Annotated in this window: 21 protein-coding genes; 15 read left to right on the forward strand and 6 right to left on the reverse strand. The window is 34.3% G+C overall.

The genetic code is table 11. The features are described 5' to 3' along the window. Positions 1-95: 95 nt before the first annotated feature. The 6 genes from RCJ96_RS11855 (at position 96) to RCJ96_RS11880 (ending at position 4987) form a co-directional block, all read left to right on the forward strand. On the forward strand, positions 96-917 hold the full coding sequence (locus tag RCJ96_RS11855) for a peptidoglycan-N-acetylglucosamine deacetylase (protein ID WP_074607191.1): 822 nt from the start codon (positions 96-98) through the stop codon (positions 915-917). A gap of 14 nt (positions 918-931) precedes the next feature. Further along, positions 932-1588 carry a YkyA family protein gene (locus tag RCJ96_RS11860; protein WP_000873555.1) on the forward strand — a complete coding sequence of 219 codons (657 nt, stop codon included), beginning with the start codon at positions 932-934 and terminating at the stop codon, positions 1586-1588. A 159-nt stretch (positions 1589-1747) separates the two neighbouring features. Then, on the forward strand, positions 1748-2428 hold the full coding sequence (locus tag RCJ96_RS11865; protein ID WP_000119508.1) for an MgtC/SapB family protein: 681 nt from the start codon (positions 1748-1750) through the stop codon (positions 2426-2428). Positions 2429-2526: 98 nt separating this feature from the next. Next, positions 2527-3048, forward strand: a complete 522-nt coding sequence (locus RCJ96_RS11870) for a GNAT family N-acetyltransferase (protein ID WP_139302745.1) — start codon at positions 2527-2529, stop codon at positions 3046-3048. Positions 3049-3314: 266 nt separating this feature from the next. Then, positions 3315-3521 (forward strand): alpha/beta-type small acid-soluble spore protein, encoded by a 207-nt coding sequence (locus tag RCJ96_RS11875; protein WP_000113545.1) that lies wholly within the window; start codon positions 3315-3317, stop codon positions 3519-3521. A 236-nt stretch (positions 3522-3757) separates the two neighbouring features. Beyond that, positions 3758-4987: an MFS transporter gene (locus tag RCJ96_RS11880; RefSeq protein ID WP_046197775.1), complete on the forward strand. Its 1230-nt coding sequence runs from the start codon at positions 3758-3760 to the stop codon at positions 4985-4987. Positions 4988-5040: 53 nt separating this feature from the next. On the opposite strand, the gene RCJ96_RS11885 is transcribed toward RCJ96_RS11880, so the two are convergent. After that, the gene (locus RCJ96_RS11885) at positions 5041-5655 is read right to left on the reverse strand and encodes a LysE/ArgO family amino acid transporter (RefSeq protein WP_242303585.1); all 615 of its coding nucleotides are present in this window, start codon (positions 5653-5655) and stop codon (positions 5041-5043) included. Positions 5656-5773: 118 nt separating this feature from the next. On the opposite strand from RCJ96_RS11885, the gene RCJ96_RS11890 reads away from it, so the two are divergent. Both RCJ96_RS11890 and RCJ96_RS11895 read left to right on the forward strand, forming a co-directional pair. Continuing rightward, positions 5774-7216 (forward strand): aminotransferase-like domain-containing protein, encoded by a 1443-nt coding sequence (locus RCJ96_RS11890; RefSeq protein WP_074607198.1) that lies wholly within the window; start codon positions 5774-5776, stop codon positions 7214-7216. A 12-nt stretch (positions 7217-7228) separates the two neighbouring features. Further along, a complete protein-coding gene (locus RCJ96_RS11895; protein WP_446699788.1) occupies positions 7229-7396 on the forward strand; it encodes a DUF3933 family protein in 168 nt (55 codons plus the stop codon). Positions 7397-7502: 106 nt separating this feature from the next. Here RCJ96_RS11895 and RCJ96_RS11900 read toward each other — a convergent pair whose 3' ends face one another. Beyond that, positions 7503-8468, reverse strand: coding sequence for a patatin-like phospholipase family protein (locus RCJ96_RS11900; protein ID WP_074607200.1), 966 nt, complete (start codon positions 8466-8468; stop codon positions 7503-7505). Between the two features lie 88 nt (positions 8469-8556). Beyond that, the gene (locus RCJ96_RS11905) at positions 8557-8703 is read right to left on the reverse strand and encodes a YjcZ family sporulation protein (RefSeq protein ID WP_000540425.1); all 147 of its coding nucleotides are present in this window, start codon (positions 8701-8703) and stop codon (positions 8557-8559) included. A gap of 224 nt (positions 8704-8927) precedes the next feature. On the opposite strand from RCJ96_RS11905, the gene RCJ96_RS11910 reads away from it, so the two are divergent. From RCJ96_RS11910 to RCJ96_RS11925, 4 genes are all read left to right on the forward strand, one after another. Further along, a complete protein-coding gene (locus tag RCJ96_RS11910) occupies positions 8928-9680 on the forward strand; it encodes a YwqG family protein (RefSeq protein WP_242303586.1) in 753 nt (250 codons plus the stop codon). Between the two features lie 145 nt (positions 9681-9825). Further along, positions 9826-10986 carry a transglutaminase domain-containing protein gene (locus RCJ96_RS11915; RefSeq protein WP_242303587.1) on the forward strand — a complete coding sequence of 387 codons (1161 nt, stop codon included), beginning with the start codon at positions 9826-9828 and terminating at the stop codon, positions 10984-10986. A 103-nt stretch (positions 10987-11089) separates the two neighbouring features. Continuing rightward, complete coding sequence (locus tag RCJ96_RS11920; protein WP_001048092.1) at positions 11090-11287, forward strand: DUF4083 domain-containing protein; 198 nt, start codon at positions 11090-11092, stop codon at positions 11285-11287. Between the two features lie 31 nt (positions 11288-11318). Beyond that, positions 11319-11780: an NUDIX hydrolase gene (locus RCJ96_RS11925; protein ID WP_000035005.1), complete on the forward strand. Its 462-nt coding sequence runs from the start codon at positions 11319-11321 to the stop codon at positions 11778-11780. Positions 11781-11828: 48 nt separating this feature from the next. Here the strand turns inward: RCJ96_RS11925 and nadE are convergent, their stop codons facing one another. Beyond that, a complete protein-coding gene (gene nadE / locus RCJ96_RS11930) occupies positions 11829-12647 on the reverse strand; it encodes an ammonia-dependent NAD(+) synthetase (RefSeq protein ID WP_000174879.1) in 819 nt (272 codons plus the stop codon). Between the two features lie 271 nt (positions 12648-12918). Between nadE and RCJ96_RS11935 the strand changes: the two genes are divergently transcribed. The 3 genes from RCJ96_RS11935 (at position 12919) to RCJ96_RS11945 (ending at position 16428) form a co-directional block, all read left to right on the forward strand. Next, on the forward strand, positions 12919-14799 hold the full coding sequence (locus tag RCJ96_RS11935) for an ABC transporter permease (RefSeq protein WP_416503726.1): 1881 nt from the start codon (positions 12919-12921) through the stop codon (positions 14797-14799). Positions 14800-14915: 116 nt separating this feature from the next. After that, complete coding sequence (locus tag RCJ96_RS11940; RefSeq protein ID WP_000648330.1) at positions 14916-15203, forward strand: AbrB/MazE/SpoVT family DNA-binding domain-containing protein; 288 nt, start codon at positions 14916-14918, stop codon at positions 15201-15203. Between the two features lie 274 nt (positions 15204-15477). Beyond that, complete coding sequence (locus tag RCJ96_RS11945; protein WP_001089035.1) at positions 15478-16428, forward strand: serine protease; 951 nt, start codon at positions 15478-15480, stop codon at positions 16426-16428. 208 nt (positions 16429-16636) lie between these two features. On the opposite strand, the gene RCJ96_RS11950 is transcribed toward RCJ96_RS11945, so the two are convergent. Together RCJ96_RS11950 and RCJ96_RS11955 are read right to left on the reverse strand one after the other, a co-directional pair. Beyond that, the gene (locus tag RCJ96_RS11950) at positions 16637-17740 is read right to left on the reverse strand and encodes an ABC transporter ATP-binding protein (RefSeq protein ID WP_074607208.1); all 1104 of its coding nucleotides are present in this window, start codon (positions 17738-17740) and stop codon (positions 16637-16639) included. Positions 17741-18008: 268 nt separating this feature from the next. Continuing rightward, entirely contained in the window at positions 18009-18872 is an 864-nt protein-coding gene (locus RCJ96_RS11955; RefSeq protein ID WP_000615939.1) for a PucR family transcriptional regulator, read from the reverse strand. Positions 18873-18889: the final 17 nt, after the last annotated feature.

An 18889-nucleotide genomic window follows, 5' to 3' on the forward strand; every position in this document is an offset into this window, starting at 1 on the left:
ATAAAGTCTGTTTATATAGTGTAATAAAATAAATAGATGTATAATTATATTGGGTGATTTATATATAAGATTAATAGGGAGAGGAATTCGATAGAATGGAAAAAGCTTTTAAAATTAAACGAGTAGTATTCGTTTTAATAGCGATTGCAGCAGTAGCTATTGGGTATTTCATGTTTCAATCCATTACTTCACCAGCAAAGGCTGTTGCAAAACAAGAAAATGTAGTACAACTCGCAAGTGAACAACCAAAAGTAGAAATGAATAAAACGGCACCAAGTCGTTTTAATGGCAAGGAAAGAAAAGTTGCTTATCTTACATTTGATGATGGCCCAGGGAAATATACGGCTGAATTATTAAATACGTTAAAACAACATGATGCGAAAGCGACATTCTTTTTAATTGGAGCGAATGTAAAAGAGTTTCCAGATTTAGTGAAACGAGAAAATGCAGAAGGTCATTACGTAGGAATGCATAGTATGACGCATAATTTTGCAAAGTTATATAAAAATGGCGAGTATGTAAATGAGATGAAAGAGGATCAAAGCTTAATCACCAATATTATTGGGAAATCACCTAAATTAACACGTCCACCATACGGTTCGATGCCAGGATTAAATGAAGGTCTTCGAAATAAAGTGGTAGAAGGTGGCCTTAAAGTGTGGGATTGGACAATTGATTCATTAGACTGGAAATATAACAAAATGCAAGTTGATGCAGCTGCAGCACAAATTGCTCAAAATGTATTAACAAATGCAACAAAACCACAAGAAGTCATTTTAATGCATGATATTCATCCGCAATCTGTTGCTGCTGTGCCAGCAATTTTAAAAGGGTTAAAAGAAAAGGGTTATGAGTTTGAAGCTTATCATGAAGAAAGTCACTTCCCAGTGAATTTCTGGCATGATAACCGTATGTAATGGAGGAATGAACGTTGAAGTATGGAAAAGTAGCAGTAGTTGGAGCTCTATCAGTAGGACTATTAACAGGTTGCTTCGGTGAAAAACCAGAAGAAAACCTATATACAGCTTTTGAAACGGCGGCGACACAAGAAAAATCATTAGTTGATGAAGCGAAAAAATTAGAGAAGTTAGAGAAGGAAGGCCAAGAACTATATTCTCAAATTTTGCAAGAAGGTAAAGATCATAATGACGCTGTTATGAAGAAAATAGAGCAAGCTACTGCAAATGTAGATGACCGTGAAAAAGTATTGAAAAATGAGAAAGAAATGCTAGAAAAAGCTCAGAAAGAAACGAAATCCGTTCAAGGAAATATAGAGAAGCTTGAAGATAAAAAGTTACAAAAACAAGCGAAAGCAGTAGAAGAGTCGTATAAAAATCGTTATGATGCATTCCAAAAGATGAATGAAAATTATACGAAGGCGTTAGCGACTGAAAAAGAATTGTATGAAAAATTAAAAGTAAAAGAAACGAAATTAAAAGAGATTGGTGAAAAAGTTAAGGCTGTTAATGAATTAACTGTGGAAGCACAAAAATCAAAAGAGCAATTTAACAATTTTACAAAAGAGTATAATGACAGTAAATTAGCATTCTACAAAGATGCCGAGATTAAGATTAAAGATAAGAAATAAAGAAGAGTTTTAAGAGTAATAAAAAGCCGGAGAAACATTGTCACAAATGTTTTTTCGGTTTTTTACGTTAAATGAATAGAAAAGACTGGAATTGATATCATAAAAGAGTTATAGTGAATTATTCCAAGGGAAACATTGTAAAGTAAGGAGACTGGAAATATGTCATATGAATTTTTACTCAAATTAGGTTTAGCACTCTTTTTAGGATTATTCATCGGGATAGATAGGCAGCTAAAGAATAAACCACTTGGTGTGAAAACAAGTATGGTTATTTCTGTAGCAAGTTGTTTAATTACGATGGTTTCAATTGAATCCGTACATGTATATTCTGTTCCAGGGCATACAAATATGGATCCCATGCGTTTAGCTGCTCAAATTGTGAGTGGAATTGGTTTTCTTGGAGCAGGTGTTATTTTACGAAGAAGTAATGACGTTATTTCTGGATTAACGACCGCCTCTATGGTGTGGGCTGCTTCAGCTTTAGGTATTGCGATTGGAGCAGGATTTTATTTACAAGCGACGGTTGCTATGATTTTAATTATTTTAGCAATTAATGTACTTCCGCAACTTGTGAAAATTGCAGGACCGTATTCATTAAGACAAAAGGATTTATCTATAAAAATTACTGTAAAAGAGCATCATGAGTTGGATGGTATATTTAAGCAAATTAAAAATTTAGGTATGCATGTAAAACGAGTGAAGATTAAAGATATAGATAGTGGAGCATTTCAGCAATTGGAGATGGTTATTTTAGCTCCAGAAGATTTATATACAACTGAGCTGTATAGTTCACTAAAAGAGATAGATCGTGTTGTTTCAGTTGAAGTGGAAAGTAGATAATTGTAATAAAAAAGGGTGAAGTAAATTCACTCTTTTTTGTTTGTTTTTTTAAGGGGGAAAATTGATATAATGATGAGTAAACAAGGGGGGAGAGAATGATGGAGGTACGTATTAGAAGAGCGATAAAAGATGATATACCATGTATAGCAAAAGTTCACGCTGATAGTTGGAAAACAACATATAAAGACATATTCCCTAACGAGATTTTAGAAAATATAACATATGAGCAACGGGAAAAACAGTGGGAAAACATTTTTCAAAAAGAAAGTAACCATCAATTTAGATTTGTAGCAGAGACGTTAAATGGAGAAATAGTTGGATTCATCGATGGAGGAGTAGAAAGAACTGGTACATACAATTGTGAGGGAGAATTATATGCGATTTACCTTTTACAAGAGTATCAAGGAATGAAAATAGGACAAAAGTTATTTCAAGCTTTCTTATCGGATTGTAAAAACAATGATATGCAATCGCTATTAGTTTGGGTTGTTACGAATAATCCTTCTAAAAAGTTTTATGAAAAATTTAATCCAGAAAAAATGGATACGAAATTTTTAGAGCGAGTACAGGTGGAAGAGACGGCGTATTGTTGGAAGGATATAAATAATATTATTATGTAAACTACATGTTTGAAAGAGGTATACCAATTAAGGTATACCTCTTTTGTTTCACTCGAATGGTTTGGACATAATGCGAAAGATATATGAAAAGAAGAAATGAAAGTACTAACAAATAGAAATTTAGAAGTAGTAACTTCTTAGTATAAAATGATGTAAGAGTCTCTCATTGTAGAGACTCTTTTTTAAAAATATAAATAACCAAAAATTACCATGTATTTAAATTAAAATTTAACACAATTTATATATAAATAAGGAGGTGATTGGTAATGGCTAGAAATCGTAATTCTAATCAATTAGCATCACATGGAGCACAAGCGGCTTTAGATCAAATGAAATATGAAATTGCACAAGAGTTTGGTGTACAACTTGGCGCTGATACTTCTTCACGTGCAAACGGTTCTGTAGGCGGTGAAATTACAAAACGCCTTGTAGCGATGGCAGAACAACAACTTGGTGGCGGATATACTCGCTAATTGTAGAAGGTTATAGGAGAAAGGAAGGATTCTTCCTTTCTTTTTTTTTCAATTAATTGGTATGGATATATTGTGAACTGGATTCAAAGAATAGGAATAATACTATATTTTCCCCAATTTCTTTTGTTGTGAATGGGAAGTAGTAAAAATGTAATAGCCCTGGTGGAATGAAAAGTTATGTTCCAGCGGGGCTATTATATGGTAAGAAATATATGATGAAAGGTTTCGAAGCCAACATGTTAAAAAAAGAAAACTGTTGTTTGATTGCGCTTGCATCAGTTCCACTTGTTATGACATTAGGGAATTCAATGCTCATTCCAATTCTGCCTACTATTGAAAAGAAATTACATATTTCATCGTTTCAAGTATCCATGATTATTACAATTTATTCTATCGTAGCCATTCTACTTATACCGATTGCTGGTTATTTATCAGATAGATGGGGACGAAAGATGGTAATGGTTCCGAGTTTGCTGATTGCGGCTATAGGAGGAGCGATAACTGGTTGGGTATCTTGGAAAGTTGATAATCCCTACACTTGGATATTGATCGGTAGAGCGATTCAAGGTATTGGTGCTGCTGGTGCAATGCCAGTTGTTATACCGTGTGTTGGTGATTTATACAAAGATGAAAAACAAGTTAGTACAGGTTTAGGAATCATCGAAACATCCAATACATTTGGGAAAGTGTTGAGCCCTATTTTAGGGTCTGCTCTGGCTGCCATTGTATGGTTCTTGCCGTTTTGGGCGATTCCAGTTTTATGCGTAGTATCAATTGTTTTATTACTTGTTCTAGTAAAGGCAAAGAAACAAGAAGGAGAAGTACCACCGCTTAAAGAGTTTATAAAATCAATTCTTGCTACGTTTCGAGAAAAAGGAAGATGGTTAATTGCCATTTTTGCATTAGGTGCAATTATTATGCTTATTTTATTCGGAATTCTCTTTTATTTGTCAACTATATTGGAATCAAAGTATGACATTCATGGTATTTGGAAAGGGTGTGTACTTGCAATCCCGTTACTTGTACTGTCACTTAGTTCATATATGGCTGGCAAAAAAATTGGAGATAACCAAAATGTGATGAAGAAGTGTATTTACATTGGTTTTTTAATGGCTGCTGCATCAGTCATCATTCCTTTATTTATAAAAGGAATTTATTTACTAATTCTTTGTCTCGTTATTATGGGGGTAGGAATTGGTATGGCACTCCCATGTTTAGATGCTCTCATTACACAAGGAATTGAAAAGGAGCAAAGGGGGACGGTTACGTCATTTTATAGTTCTATGCGATTTATCGGTGTAGCAGCTGGACCACCTCTATACTCTTTTTTCATGAAAGGTGCTGACCATGAAGTGTTTTATGTAACAAGTATTCTCGCTGGGATTGGTGCTGCTATAGCAATCATTTGGATTAAACCAGCAAAAGATGCAAAGAACGTAAAAAAGAAACCAGAACCTACTTCATAATTTGTAAGAGAATTGTATGATGCTTTTAGTAACATGCAATTCTCTTTCGTTCATTAGGAATAAATAACTTGTTTTAACATATAAAGTGCGACACTCCATATGATGAGACCAGAAAATTTATTTAATAATATGATTGTCTTTCCGGTTGAGTCTAACCTTTTTAGAAATTTCCCCGCTAAAGCTAAGCTTATAAACCAAATCCAAGAAACGATAATAGTTGCAAGTGTGAAAGCCCATTTTTCACTTCCTATGTATTGAATCGAATTTGTTCCAATTACACCGATAGTATCTAAAATTGCATGTGGATTTAATAACGAAACCGATGCAGCGAAAAGGATTTGCTTTTTTAAGGGCATACTTTTTTCTTGTTTTACATCGTTGGAAGGGTTACTTCTCCAAATAACAAAGCCCATGTATAAGAGAAAGAAAAATCCAATTATATATAACGAGTTAGTTAGCCAAGAAAAAGTAAGGAGTACAAGGGAAACACCTTGTACCGCTATCAATATGAGTAACGTATCACATATAGAGGCTGTTAATACGACAGGGGCTGCCCTCCAAATATTTGGTTGGCTCCCACCTTGGTTAAAGACGAAAACATTTTGAACACCTAATGGAATGATAAGACCAAATGCAAGAATGATACCATGAATAATTGCTTCACTCATCATATTTCCTCCTATTTAAATTTATTATGATAGTGTATATTGTATAGAAGAAATGAAAATTTGTATCCATCCATATGGTTGGGGAGGTTACCAACCAAAAAGAATATAAGGTGATATGATGGAAAGATTCGTTTGGAAACCGAATATGTCTCTAGCGACTCCTCTATATAAACAAATAGAAACGTATATTAAGGAAAGAATCGTTAATGGTGAATGGACTGTTGGAACGAAATTACCTTCGCAAAGAGATTTGGCACATATATTTGGTGTGAACCGGAGTACAATTGTAATGGCTTTCGATGAACTAGCGGCAAAGGGGTATATTAAAGGAAATGGCAGAAAAGGAACAATTGTTGTAAATAATAATGAGAATGCTTCAATATACGCACCCCCGCCTAATTGGCAGTCTTATGTAGAAAAGGGACTTCATTATCCAAATCTGCCTGCTATTCAAGAAATTAATCAAGCTGAATTTTATCCGCATGTAATTCGTTTAGGAACAGGTGAACTCGCGCCAAGTCTTTTACCTGAAAAAAAGATGAAAGATATTATGAATAAGCTTTTAAAGTCGAACATGATACTTGGATATGAAGAACCGAAAGGGAATTTTTATTTAAGGAAGAAAATTGCGGACTATTTAAAAGGGCATGGTGTATATGTAACTCCTGATTCTATATTAATTGTTTCAGGGGCAATTCAAGCGTTGCAACTTATTTCTATGGGGCTTCTACCAAAAGGGGCATCTATCTTATTAGAAAAACCATCTTATTTATATTCTCTTAATGTTTTTCAATCAGCAGGAATGCGATTAATTGGTATACCGATGGATGAAAACGGTTTACATGCATCATATATTCCAAAATATAAGAAGCAATTTAATGCATCTATTTTATATACAATCCCGTCTTTTCATAATCCGACGAACTTTAGTATGAATGCGAAGAAACGGATAGAAGTAATGGAAATATGTAATGAAATTGGATTGCCTATTATAGAGGACGCGGTATATCAAGACTTATGGTTTGATAAGCCTATTTCAAAGCCTTTAAAGGCATATGATAAAAACGGAATTGTACTACATATTGGGAGTATGTCTAAAGTCATTAGTCCAGGATTAAGAATCGGATGGATTGTTGGATCAGAGCCAGTCATTCAAAGATTGGCGGATATAAAAATGCAAACGGATTATGGCTCGAGTTCAATCTCCCAGCAAATTGCAGCGGAATGGTTTACAAATGGATTGTATGATGAACATTTACTGTTTGTAAGAACTCAGTTGAAAAAACGTAGAGATTTTATGTTAAAAATGTTAGAGAAATATTGTTGTGATATAGCAACTTGGTATGAACCAGTAGGTGGTTTTTATATTTGGTTACATATGAATGTACCCGTTTCAAACCGTAGCTTATTTGACAAAGCTTTGAAAGAAAAGATTTTATTAAATTTAGGTACTTTGTATGATAGAAGTGCAAATCAATTTTTGCGCTTATCATATTCATACGCAACGTTAGAAGAAATTGAAATAGGTATAAAAAAACTTGCACAACTAATGAAAAAGTAAGAGGAGAGAGTAATGAAACAATATGTAATTTGCCAAATTATCAATGGAGAAAAATATTTAGCTGCTTATGCGGAGACGAAGCAGGAAGCAATTGAAAAAGTAGAATTGTTAGGATTACGAACGGGAAATCGATACACCGTTATTACTGCAGAGGAAGCAGAAGGGTTAACTTATCCTTAAACAACGTATAATAATGATGCAGAAAGTAAATAAGCCTAGTAATATATTATATTACTAGGCTTATTTTTTGAAAGCGTTACGTGTTCTCGTATAAAAGATAATAATATTATGAGTCAAGTTGACGGAAATAACGATTTGATTTTCGGTCCTGATTTCCGTTTCTATAGTTATCAATATATTGTCTGAAATTCCACGATTGTAAAAACTTATTTGCGGCGTTATAACCAGAATTGTATAGCCACTCTTTTTCTTCTATTGTTAACTCAAAGTTTGTACTAGTAATGGACCCTGTTGGAATTGTAATTGTTCTTGCTTTTGATTCTTTGTCTAAATGACGTAAATCATGGGCTTGCATCATTGTTTTAAATAGTCCTTTAAACATGGAGATAGGCTCGTTATAGTGAGCAGGGTCAGCTTGAATCTCATCTTTTACGAAATGAAACCCAAAAGTCGGCCAGCGGGGAGAGGTAGGGGAGTCGAAAATCCAAATTGGATAATTGCTTAAAATCCCTCCATCAACCATATAACAAGGTTGTTTCCATTTTGGGGTTCGCCATTTTACCGGTTCAAAAAAGAAGGGGATTGTACTACTCATTCTTACAGCCTTCGCAATAGAGAAGCGATAATTCAAAAATCCATAGTTCGGTAAGTCATCAGGAAAGATAACCATTTTACCATTGCTTATATCAGAAGCGATAATTTTAAGCTTATTTAAATCAGGTAAATCTGTAAATAAGTGAACTCCTTTTTTTCGAAGTAATTCTTCAATCCATTCTTCGATAAAAATATTAGAGTAAATACCAAGAGTAGTCCATGCGCTTAATCCTTTTCCAATAAACGGGATTCTGTCAATAAAGGTTCTCTTCGTAAATTTATCATAATCAATATTTGTTATAATCGTTTTTAGCTCTGAGCAAGAGTATCCTGCTGCTAGGAGCGCAGCGATAATCGAACCAGCTGATGTTCCAGCTACACGTTCCCATTCATAGCCTTTTTCAGCTAACGCGCAAATTGCCCCTACATGCGCAATTCCGCGTACACCGCCTCCTTCAAAAACACCATCAATCTTCATAAAGTCATACTTCCTTTCACATAAAATATTTGAAAATGGCAAAAAAGCACGTATTATACGTGCTTTTTTACAATAGTTTTTAAATTTACTAGCAGCCTACAAAGCCGCCCCAACAGCTAGCTCCGATGATGATTAGAAGGATAAATAAAACGATTAATAAAGCGAAGCCTCCATAACCACATCCACCACAACTACCGCCGTAACCGTAACCGCCGCAACTATATCCGTAACCCATGTGGAATTCCTCCTTAAATTAAAAATAAAAATGAACGAGGGGAAAATGTACTGGAAGAAATAATGAACTATCGTGTTTGTAGGAACAATGTATACTATGCTTTTTTTAACTTGTTCGCGTATGGAAGATGAGCCCGTTTTTTTGAAGGCTTGTTGTTTTTGCAAAGAATGGAGTATAATTTTTGTGCGATGATACAAATAAGTATGTAAATATAAGGAGAATGTATGAATAAACAAATTGAAGTATTAATTGATAAATATGGGCTGACGCATTTAAAAGAGGAACTTATGAATACTGTATTTCCTTGTATAAAAGTTGTGCCAAAGCAGGAGGAAACAGTAGCGATAGGTAGTTCGAAAATGGGAGGGGTTCCTGACTTGCCATTTACATTTGAATATCCAACGCATAAAGGAAATACGTTACAGTTTATTGCACAATTTAATTTAAAGGATTTACAAAATATTGGTATGAATCACGATCTTCCTAAGACGGGGATGTTATATTTCTTTACCGTGGAAAATTACTTTGAAGAAGATGTGAATCCAACCGAAGCGGGGCGTGTGCTTTATTATGATGTTCCTGTAGAGCAATTACGAAGAGGAGATGAATTGCAAACGAATTATAACCAGTGTGCAATTACTTTTGAATTAACGTATAAATTGCCAGAGCTTTTCATTGAAGATGAGGCTGATTCGGACCGTTTCTTACAATTACTTGAAGAGCTAATCCCAGACAACTATGATAACCATCAAATATTTGGTGAGCCATTTTCTGTACAAGATGAGGTATTATACGAGACTGGACAATATATGGACATAGATCCGCAGCAAATGACGCTTTTATTCCAAATTGATTCAGATACTAAAAATTGTAATATGATGTGGGGAGATTTAGGGATGCTTTATTTCTGCATTGGAAATGAAGACTTGAAAAATCGACGTTTTGAAAATGTATGTTGTGTATTACAAACTTGTTAATGAAAAGGGTTGTTCTTGTAAAAAGAACAACCCTTTTACAATGTTAAATATGCATAATCTCATATGACCTATACGAAAAAGTATTGTATACTCTGAAACTATACGATACTTTTTCGTATAGTTATAGAATGTAAGGAGTGACGAGATGGGAAAGACAAGTAAGTATGTGACAGCTGCCGCACTTTGTTCAACTATAGTAATGGGGGGCTTACACGCGTCATCTGTATCTTATGCAGCTACAAATCAAACTGTAGCGACATCGCAATCAGATACAAAGTTGTTAAATGATTTCAAAAAAGAATTAAAAAAACAGATTGATAATCGAGAAGAAAATATTACAATCACATATAAAACAAAAGATAGAAATGCTAGAAGTATTATGGATGAATTGTATGGCGAGTTTAATAAGATTGTAGATGCAGATGAGTATGTAAAATATAATGTAGCGTCTACTAGATATTCCATTAAAGGGTTACCAGGAAACTATACGTTTACACTGCAAGTGAAGTACCGTGAATTGAAAGAGCAAACACAATATGTAAAATCTCAGGCAAAAGCGATTATCGGCTCGATTGTAAAACCAGGGATGGATGATCATGAGAAAGTAAAAGCTATTCATGATTACGTTGTAAAACATGTATCGTATGACACGTCGTATCAAGCATATACAGCATATGAAGCGTTAGCGAATAGCTCTGCTGTTTGCCAAGGATATACGTTATTAACATATGAATTACTAAAAGAAGCAGGTATCCAAAACCATATTGTAACAGGTACAGGGAATGGACAAGCTCACGCATGGAATTTAGTGAACATTGAAAACAAATGGTACCACCTTGATACTACATTCGATGATCCAGTGCCAGATAAAGCTGGACGTGTAACATATTCATATTTTAATATGTCTGACGAGCAGTTAAGTAAAGATCACGAATGGGATCGTAGCAAATATCCAGCAGCAACTACAAGCTACTTTAATGAATTAACAAACAAAATAAAAGCGGGTAGTTCAAAGACTGCGGCGTATGAACAAATGTTAAAAGAAACAAATTTAAAATATATGTCTACACAATACGGAGCAGAGAATTATAGTGATTTTAAGAAGAAATTACAGCAACAATTTGCTTCTAAGCCAGAAAAGGTAGAAGTACGATATAAGCAGTCTATGGATGGGACGATGCAAGATATAAAGAAAGTATTAAATGAAATAAATTGGCCAAAAGGTGCAAAGCGTGTGTCTTATCAAGTAGCACCTTATAGTGCGATGGCAGATTATTCATTAGCGACAATTACATTTACGTATTAATCGGTGAAAGAGAGCATCTGTAAAGGATGCTCTTTTTCTTATGTATTACTACAAAAATTAGAATTATATAATAAAATGAAAGGAGGAAGGATGTGGAATCTAAATGAATTTGTTCGAGAGTGATATTTTTACATTGATATATACTTGTTTAGTAATCGGACTTATCGTTTTGTTTTTCCTATCATTTACTTTGTTCATTAAAAGAGTATTGCAAAGCAGTGCTGCAAAAAAACAACAAGTGATGCATATGAATCAGAAGCTAGATCGAATTATTGAATTGCTTGAAAAAGATAAGGAATAGCGATAAAAGAAGTATGAAAAGGGGAAAGAGAATGGCCAATTATATAAAAGAATTACGCGAAAAAGTAGGGCATGATTATGTTTTCTTAAACTTTGCCGGTGGTTTTGTATTTAATAAAGAAGGAGAAGTATTACTGCAAAAAAGAGGCGACTTTAACGCTTGGGGCTTTCCAGGGGGGGCAATGGAGATAGGAGAATCGGCTGCGGAAACTGCAATTCGAGAAATAAAAGAAGAAACCGGGTATGATGTAGAAATAAATGAACTTATTGGAGTGTATACAAAATATTTTCAATCATATCCAAATGGAGACAAGGCGCAGTCAATTGTGATGTGTTTTTCATGCTCAATAGTTGGAGGCGACAAAAAAGTGGATGGTGATGAAACGTTGGATTTGAAGTTTTTCCCGTTAGACGACATGCCACCGTTATTTTGTAAACAGCATGAAGATTGCCTGCAAGATTTATTGGAGAAAAGGGTAGGGGTATATCGTTAACATATAAAAAAGAAGCTAAATGAGATTAGCTTCTTTTTTATGTTTTATTTATTTCCACCAATCATCAAACATTGATGCTGGTACTTGTCTTTTATGCTCACTCACTGTGTAACGTTTTTCAATCTTTTCTGCAACGTCAGCTGGAACTGTTTTACCTTCTAAATAGTCATCAAGTTGATCATACGTAATACCTAACTCTGTTTCATCAGCTTGACCTGGCTTTTCATCTAATAAATCAGCTGTTGGCATTTTTAAGTAAAGTCGCTCGTCCGCACCTAATTCTTGTAATAGAGCGCGTCCTTGGCGTTTCGTTAATCCCGTTAATGGTAATAGGTCTGCACCACCATCTCCGAATTTTGTAAAGAATCCTGTTACAGCTTCTGCAGCGTGATCTGTTCCGATAACAAGGAGCCCTTTTTGTCCACCGATTGCATATTGTGTAACCATGCGGATACGTGCTTTTACGTTACCTTTATTGAAATCTGTTAACGATTCATCTAATAAGTTTTCGTATTGATTTGAGAAAGCATCAACAGTTGAAGCGATATCAAATGCAACAGATTGATCAGCTTGAATAAATTGTAATGCTAATTGCGCATCATCTTCATCTTTTTGCACTTTATAAGGAAGGCGCACGGCGATAAACGTTGCATTACCACCTTCATTACGAATTTCCTCCACTGCAAGCTGAGCTAAACGTCCAGCTAATGTAGAGTCTTGTCCGCCACTAATTCCAAGTACAAATCCTTTCGCACCTGTTTTTTTTACATAATCTTTTAAGAAATCAACACGTTTACGGATTTCTGCTTTCGGATCAATTACAGGTTGAACGTGTAATGCTTTCATAATCTGTTCTTGCAATGTCATTATGTTTTCCTCCTATTCATATTAAAGCGGTAAATAAGTTTATATGTATATTGGTACATACTTCTATCCTTTATTATTTCGCAAAATTAACGAATATACAATAGGATGTGTGTATGAATATGAATGTAGTCATTATAATGAAACTGCATCGTTTAAGCAATTTTTTTGAAACCTTTCAATAATGTAAGGTTTTTGTCATTTGAATCGATGGAAGGGATTTCCGTACTTTACTAATATAAGAACATAGTTAGTAGAAGGGCGGAGAAGTAATATGAATATTAGAGAACTCGCATATCGGAATGTGACGCGAAATAGACGAACATATTCAGCATATTTTTTAAGTAGTGCATTTGCTATTATGGCCTTTTTTGTTTATTCGTTTTTTGCGTTTCATCCGGCATTAAGTGCTGGAGAATTGGGACGATATGTGTTCGTAAGTATGTCTTTTGCACAGTCCATTATTTACTTATTTACATTTTTCTTTATTTTATATTCGATGGGAATGTTTTTAAAAACGAGAAAGCGTGAACTAGGAATTTTAATGATGTTAGGTATGACGAAATATCAATTAAAGCGTCTTATCTTTTTTGAAAATATTATGATTGGAATAGGGGCAATTATTTTTGGGATACTTGCTGGAATGCTATTTTCCGGAATATTACTATTTATAGCTCCAATGATATTAAAGTTAGATATTTCCTTACCTTATTACATTCCAATGAAAGCCATTGTTGTAACGAGTATGATGTTTTTCGTATTATTTATGATCATTTCATTGTTTAGTGCAGGAATGATTCGGAAAAATAAAATTATGAAATTGTTTAGAGGATCGGCAGAAGCGAAGCCGGAACCGAAAGCATCCATTATTTCTTCTATATTAGCAGTTATATTGCTTAGTGCCGGATATGCAGGAGCGCTTATTTCACACGGTGCAATGGTATTTATCATGATGATTCCTGTTACAACGGTAGTCATTATTGGTACGTATTTGCTGTACAAGCAGTTGAGTGTTTTTATTATTAGACTATGTAAAAAAAGTAAACGTTTTTATTGGACACAGACAAATATTATTACGTTGTCAGATTTAGCTTACCGTATGAGAGATAACGCAAGAATGTTCTTTATTGTAACGATAATTTCAACTGTAGCATTTTCAGCAATAGGTACATTAGTTGGCTTTACATCAATGACAAAGGCGATTATGGAGAGACCAATTGCGTTTCACTATCATTCTAAGCAAGGAAATAGTAATGAATCACAGCATTTGAAGATGATTGACGAAGGGTTAAAGAAACATAGTATAGCAGCTTCAAAAACTAATATTTCAACGAAGAAAACGGAGGAGCAGTCGTTAAGAAGCGCCACGTTTATAAAGGAATCAGACTATAAGGAATATGCGAAGTTAACAGGAGAACCCTTTCATGCGGTATCAAAAAAAGAAGTTTTATTTTTGGCAGTTGATATACCAGGACCACCGATGAAAGAAAGAAAAGAAATTACGTTGCCGCATTTGAATGAACCTTTAAAAGTGAAAAAAATTAATACGTCTTCATTAAGTAAAATAATAAGAGGTAACGTTTATGTAATCTCTAACAAGCAGTATGATGCATTACAAGATGGATTTAAAGAGGAAAAAAATTATGTATACAAAACAGAAGGAACGAAAGATGAAATTGAGGTTGGGAAAGAACTAACGCATCAGATGAAACCTTATGAAGAACATGCAACGTTTAGTGCAGAAGAGTACGCACAAAACCAAAGTTTACAAATTGCAGGACCAATTCTATTTGTAGGTTTCTTTATCGGTATTGTATTTTTCGTATGTGCAGGAAGCTTCCTTTATTTCCGTTTGTTTTCTGATTTGGAGGATGATACTCGTTTGTTTGAAATGATTCGAAAAGTAGGTTTAACGAGTAGAGAATTATCGAAAGTAGTTACAATTCGATTGGCGCTTTTATTCTTTGTTCCAATAGGTGTTGCAACATTACATGGGGCAGTAGCGTTAACTGCACTCGGGCAGATGTTTGAGTACCCACTATTTAAAGAAAATACGATTGTATTAAGTATTTTCGTAGGAATTCAAGTTGTATATTTCTTACTGATTCGATCTCGTTATTTAAAACAATTGAAAGAGAGATTATATATTCGTTAAATGTGTTTTTTTAACTTGAGTACAAAATTTTCTAAAAAGAGGCAGGTATTACCAAAAAGTGATAAAATGGAAAAAGCGAGGTGAAAAAATTAATAAAAAGTAAGGGAGGAAGTAATATGAAAGCAACAGGAGTTATTCGAAAAGTAGACGAATTAGGACGAATTGTAATTCCTAAAGAATTACGTGATGTATTGGGAATACAAATTAAATCACCGCTTGAAATTTTCGTAGAAGAAGACAAAGTCATTTTACAAAAATATCAACCTTACAATGCTTGTCAAATAACAGGTGATGTTTCAAATCAAAACATATCATTAGCAAATGGAAACATTACTGTTAGTATAGATGGAGCGAAATATTTAATAAAAGAAATAGAGAAGTTTTTAAACAAGAGTGAGGCTTAGTCTTAATTTATATTATTTTAAAAATTTCATATCATTCTTGAAAGACAATAAAAGGACCAATTTAGTGGTCCTTTTATTTTGGTTATTGGTTGTACCAATCGGATTTTTGATGTCTACAAATTACGAGATAAATAAAAGAGTAGTATAAATTTCGTAAGCCTTATTGAGAAATATTTTTAAGGAAGGAAAACGAAACAACTAAAACGAATGTTACATGTAAGCATTTTCAAAAGTGGTCTGAAATGAAAATAATATATTTTCAGGAGGGATTACGATGAACAGTAGTACAGCGAATAAACAAAAAGGTATACAATTGATTCCTTTTACAGTAGATAAGGTAGTTGAACAAGTAAATGAAATTCCACCAGGTGTACAACTCATTCATGCTCCGCAAGTATGGGAGAAGAGTGCAAAAGGAAAAGATATTGTTGTTGCCGTATTAGATACAGGGTGTGATATGAATCATATAGATTTAAAGGATCGTATTATCGGCGGAAGAAATTTCACGAAAGATTACGAAGGAGATCCAAATATTTATCTTGATAATAACGGACATGGTACTCATGTAGCTGGGACAATTGCAGCGACTGAAAATGGAGTTGGTGTTTTAGGAGTCGCACCGCTCGCTAAAATGTTAGTGTTAAAGGTTTTAGCAGGAGATGGTTCTGGAAGTTATGAGCAAATTATTGAGGCGATTCATTATGCTGTAAATTGGAGAGGACCTAATAAAGAAAGAGTTAGAGTCATTTCCATGTCACTTGGTGGCCCGCAAGACGTTCCGGAATTACATGAAGCAATTCAAAATGCGGTAAAGCAAGATGTTCTCGTCGTATGTGCTGCTGGGAATAATGGAGATTGTAATGATAATACGGAGGAACTAGATTTCCCAGGTGCATACTCAGAAGTAATTGAAGTGGGTGCCGTCAATTTAGAGCGGAAAATCGCATGTTTTAGTAATTCAAATCAAGAAATTGATTTAGTGGCGCCAGGCGATGAAATATTATCTACGTATCCTGAAGGGAAATATGCGGTATTAAGTGGTACTTCTATGGCCACACCGCATGTCGCTGGAGCACTGGCATTGCTCATAAAGCAGTGTGAAAGGGAATATGGTAGAAAGTTATCAGAACCAGAAATATATGCACAACTTATTAAAAGAACTGTACCTTTAGGATATGAACGTACATCTGAAGGGAATGGATTAATAGATTTATTGAAAGAATAACAATTACTAAAAAACATCTCATATTCCTATGAGATGTTTTTTAGTATGGTTCTGTCGCATATATAGTGGAATCTAGTCTTGAATTCTTTTTCAAGAAATGTTTGTCGTAGCTACATCTATTTTTTCGAAGTAGAAGTTATGCATACAATAAAATGGAAAGATTGAGTTACTTACGGGACAATTCTATCGGGATTTTTTTAGACATTCGTTAATTATTTCGTATTCTTTGCTCGGTAGTGATATCAAAAAAGTGTGCTTTCGCTAAACTAAAAGCTAATGGAAGTGTATCGTTAGTTTTAATCTCGGAACGAGCGTTAATTCGCGCAATAAAGTTTTGGTTTGAAAGTTTTCCATGAATCATCGTTTCAGCACCTAATAATTCAGCAACTTCTACTGTAATTTCGACTGTGGATTCAGGAGAAGATTGAAGAACGATAGGTTCATCATGAATGTCTTCAGGACGAATACCGAGTATGATTTTTTTTCCATTATACCCTTTTTGCTTTAATGTCTTTAGTTGACCATCTGGTACTTTGAAGCGGATATTTTCCATGTGAAAATAGCTATCTTGTAATGTCCCAGTAAAGAAATTCATAGCTGGAGAACCAATGAATCCGCCAACAAATATGTTCTCAGGAGTATCATATACTTCTTTTGGAGTTCCAACTTGCTGGATGAGCCCATCCTTCATAACAACAAGGCGTGATGCCATTGTCATTGCCTCTGTTTGATCATGTGTCACATATATAGTGGTCGTATTTAAACGGCGGTGAAGTTTAGAAATTTCTGAACGCATACTTACGCGTAATTTTGCGTCTAAATTCGATAGAGGCTCGTCCATTAAAAATACTTTTGCATCACGGACTATAGCTCTTCCTAGTGCAACCCGTTGGCGTTGTCCACCTGATAATGCCTTTGGTTTTCGTTGTAAGTAATCTTCTAGCCCTAAGATTTTTGCTGCCTCCGTTACCCGGCGATTAATTGCATCTTTTGGAAGTTTGCGTAACTTTAAGCCAAACGCCATATTATCATACACAGTCATGTGCGGATAGAGTGCGTAATTTTGAAATACCATCGCAATGTTGCGATCTTTTGGAGCGACATCATTCATACGATCCCCATCAATATAAAACGAACCATCAGAAATGTCTTCTAGCCCTGCAATCATACGTAGAGTTGTTGATTTTCCGCACCCAGAAGGACCGACAAATACAATAAACTCTTTATCTTTAATATGTAAATTAAAGTCAGAAACGGCAGTGATTTTATTATCATAAACTTTAAAAATATGATCTAATACAAGTTCGGCCATAAATATCCACTCCTTTTTTGGTAATTGATAGAATTATAAGATTATTAAAGGCGTAAGTAAATTGGCATTGTGCACAAAAGAATGAGGAGCTTTTATGCAAGTTTACAGATTTAAGATACGAGAAAGCTCCTGTAGAACTTAAGTTCATCTATAGATATGGGAAGAAAGTATTCTTTTCTCGTAGAAAAATAAGTTTATAGAGTTTCCCAGTCACACAAGGGACTATAAAACGATGATGATATAAGAGAAATGAATATTGTATCGTCTTTCACGAGATATCTAAAGAAAGAAACGCCATATAAACTGCTACTGCACCTTCAAAGGTTTTTATATTAATCCCTGTTTTTTCAATGAATTTATCAATTCGATACTGCAAAGTATTACGATGTAAATATAATTGTTTAGCTGCAAGAGAGACATTTAAGTTACACTGGAAGAATACTTTAACGCTATCTATTAGTTCTTTATCGTTTGAAATATTTTCTAATAATTGATTCGTGTATTTTTTTCTTTCTTCTTTTGGTAATGAAATCATTAATTGATAAGGGAGAAGTTGTTCAATGTATGTAATTTTTTTTGATAAATAGGGAGAAAGAACAGAAAATAATGTTCGTTCCCATTGATACAGGTAAGTAAATTCAGTTGTTTGCGAATAACGTCTTCCAACAAAGAAGGATAGGGATATAAAAAAATCTGTTTCTAGTGTATCTAAGGCTGTTTGCAATACAGATTCCGTTATGTTTTCTTCTAAGATGAGGACACCGGCTTGCGAAGTTTCCCATAACATTGTAGTAGTAAAAGAAAACATAGACTGTAAAGCATCTTGAAATTCTTCTCTTTCTACAATAGATTGTGTTGTGAAGAAGTGTAAAAAACGAACTGATCGTATAGGGATATTGTTATTTCTGTATAATGCTTCGTACCACGATTTTTCTTTTTCCGTTTTATAAAATGTATCAGCATGAATGGGTGTTAAGATGGATGAAAGCAATTGATGTTCCTTTTGATGTAATCGAATTTTTCGAATCCCGACTTTATTTCCTTCAACTAAAAACCAGCTATAATCTTCTGACAACACAGCTTCATTGATTTTTATATCCTCACCATAATATGTTTTTAATTGTTGAATCATAGGGACACTCTCTTTCC

This window comes from Bacillus sp. BSL6 (genome assembly GCF_052928345.1).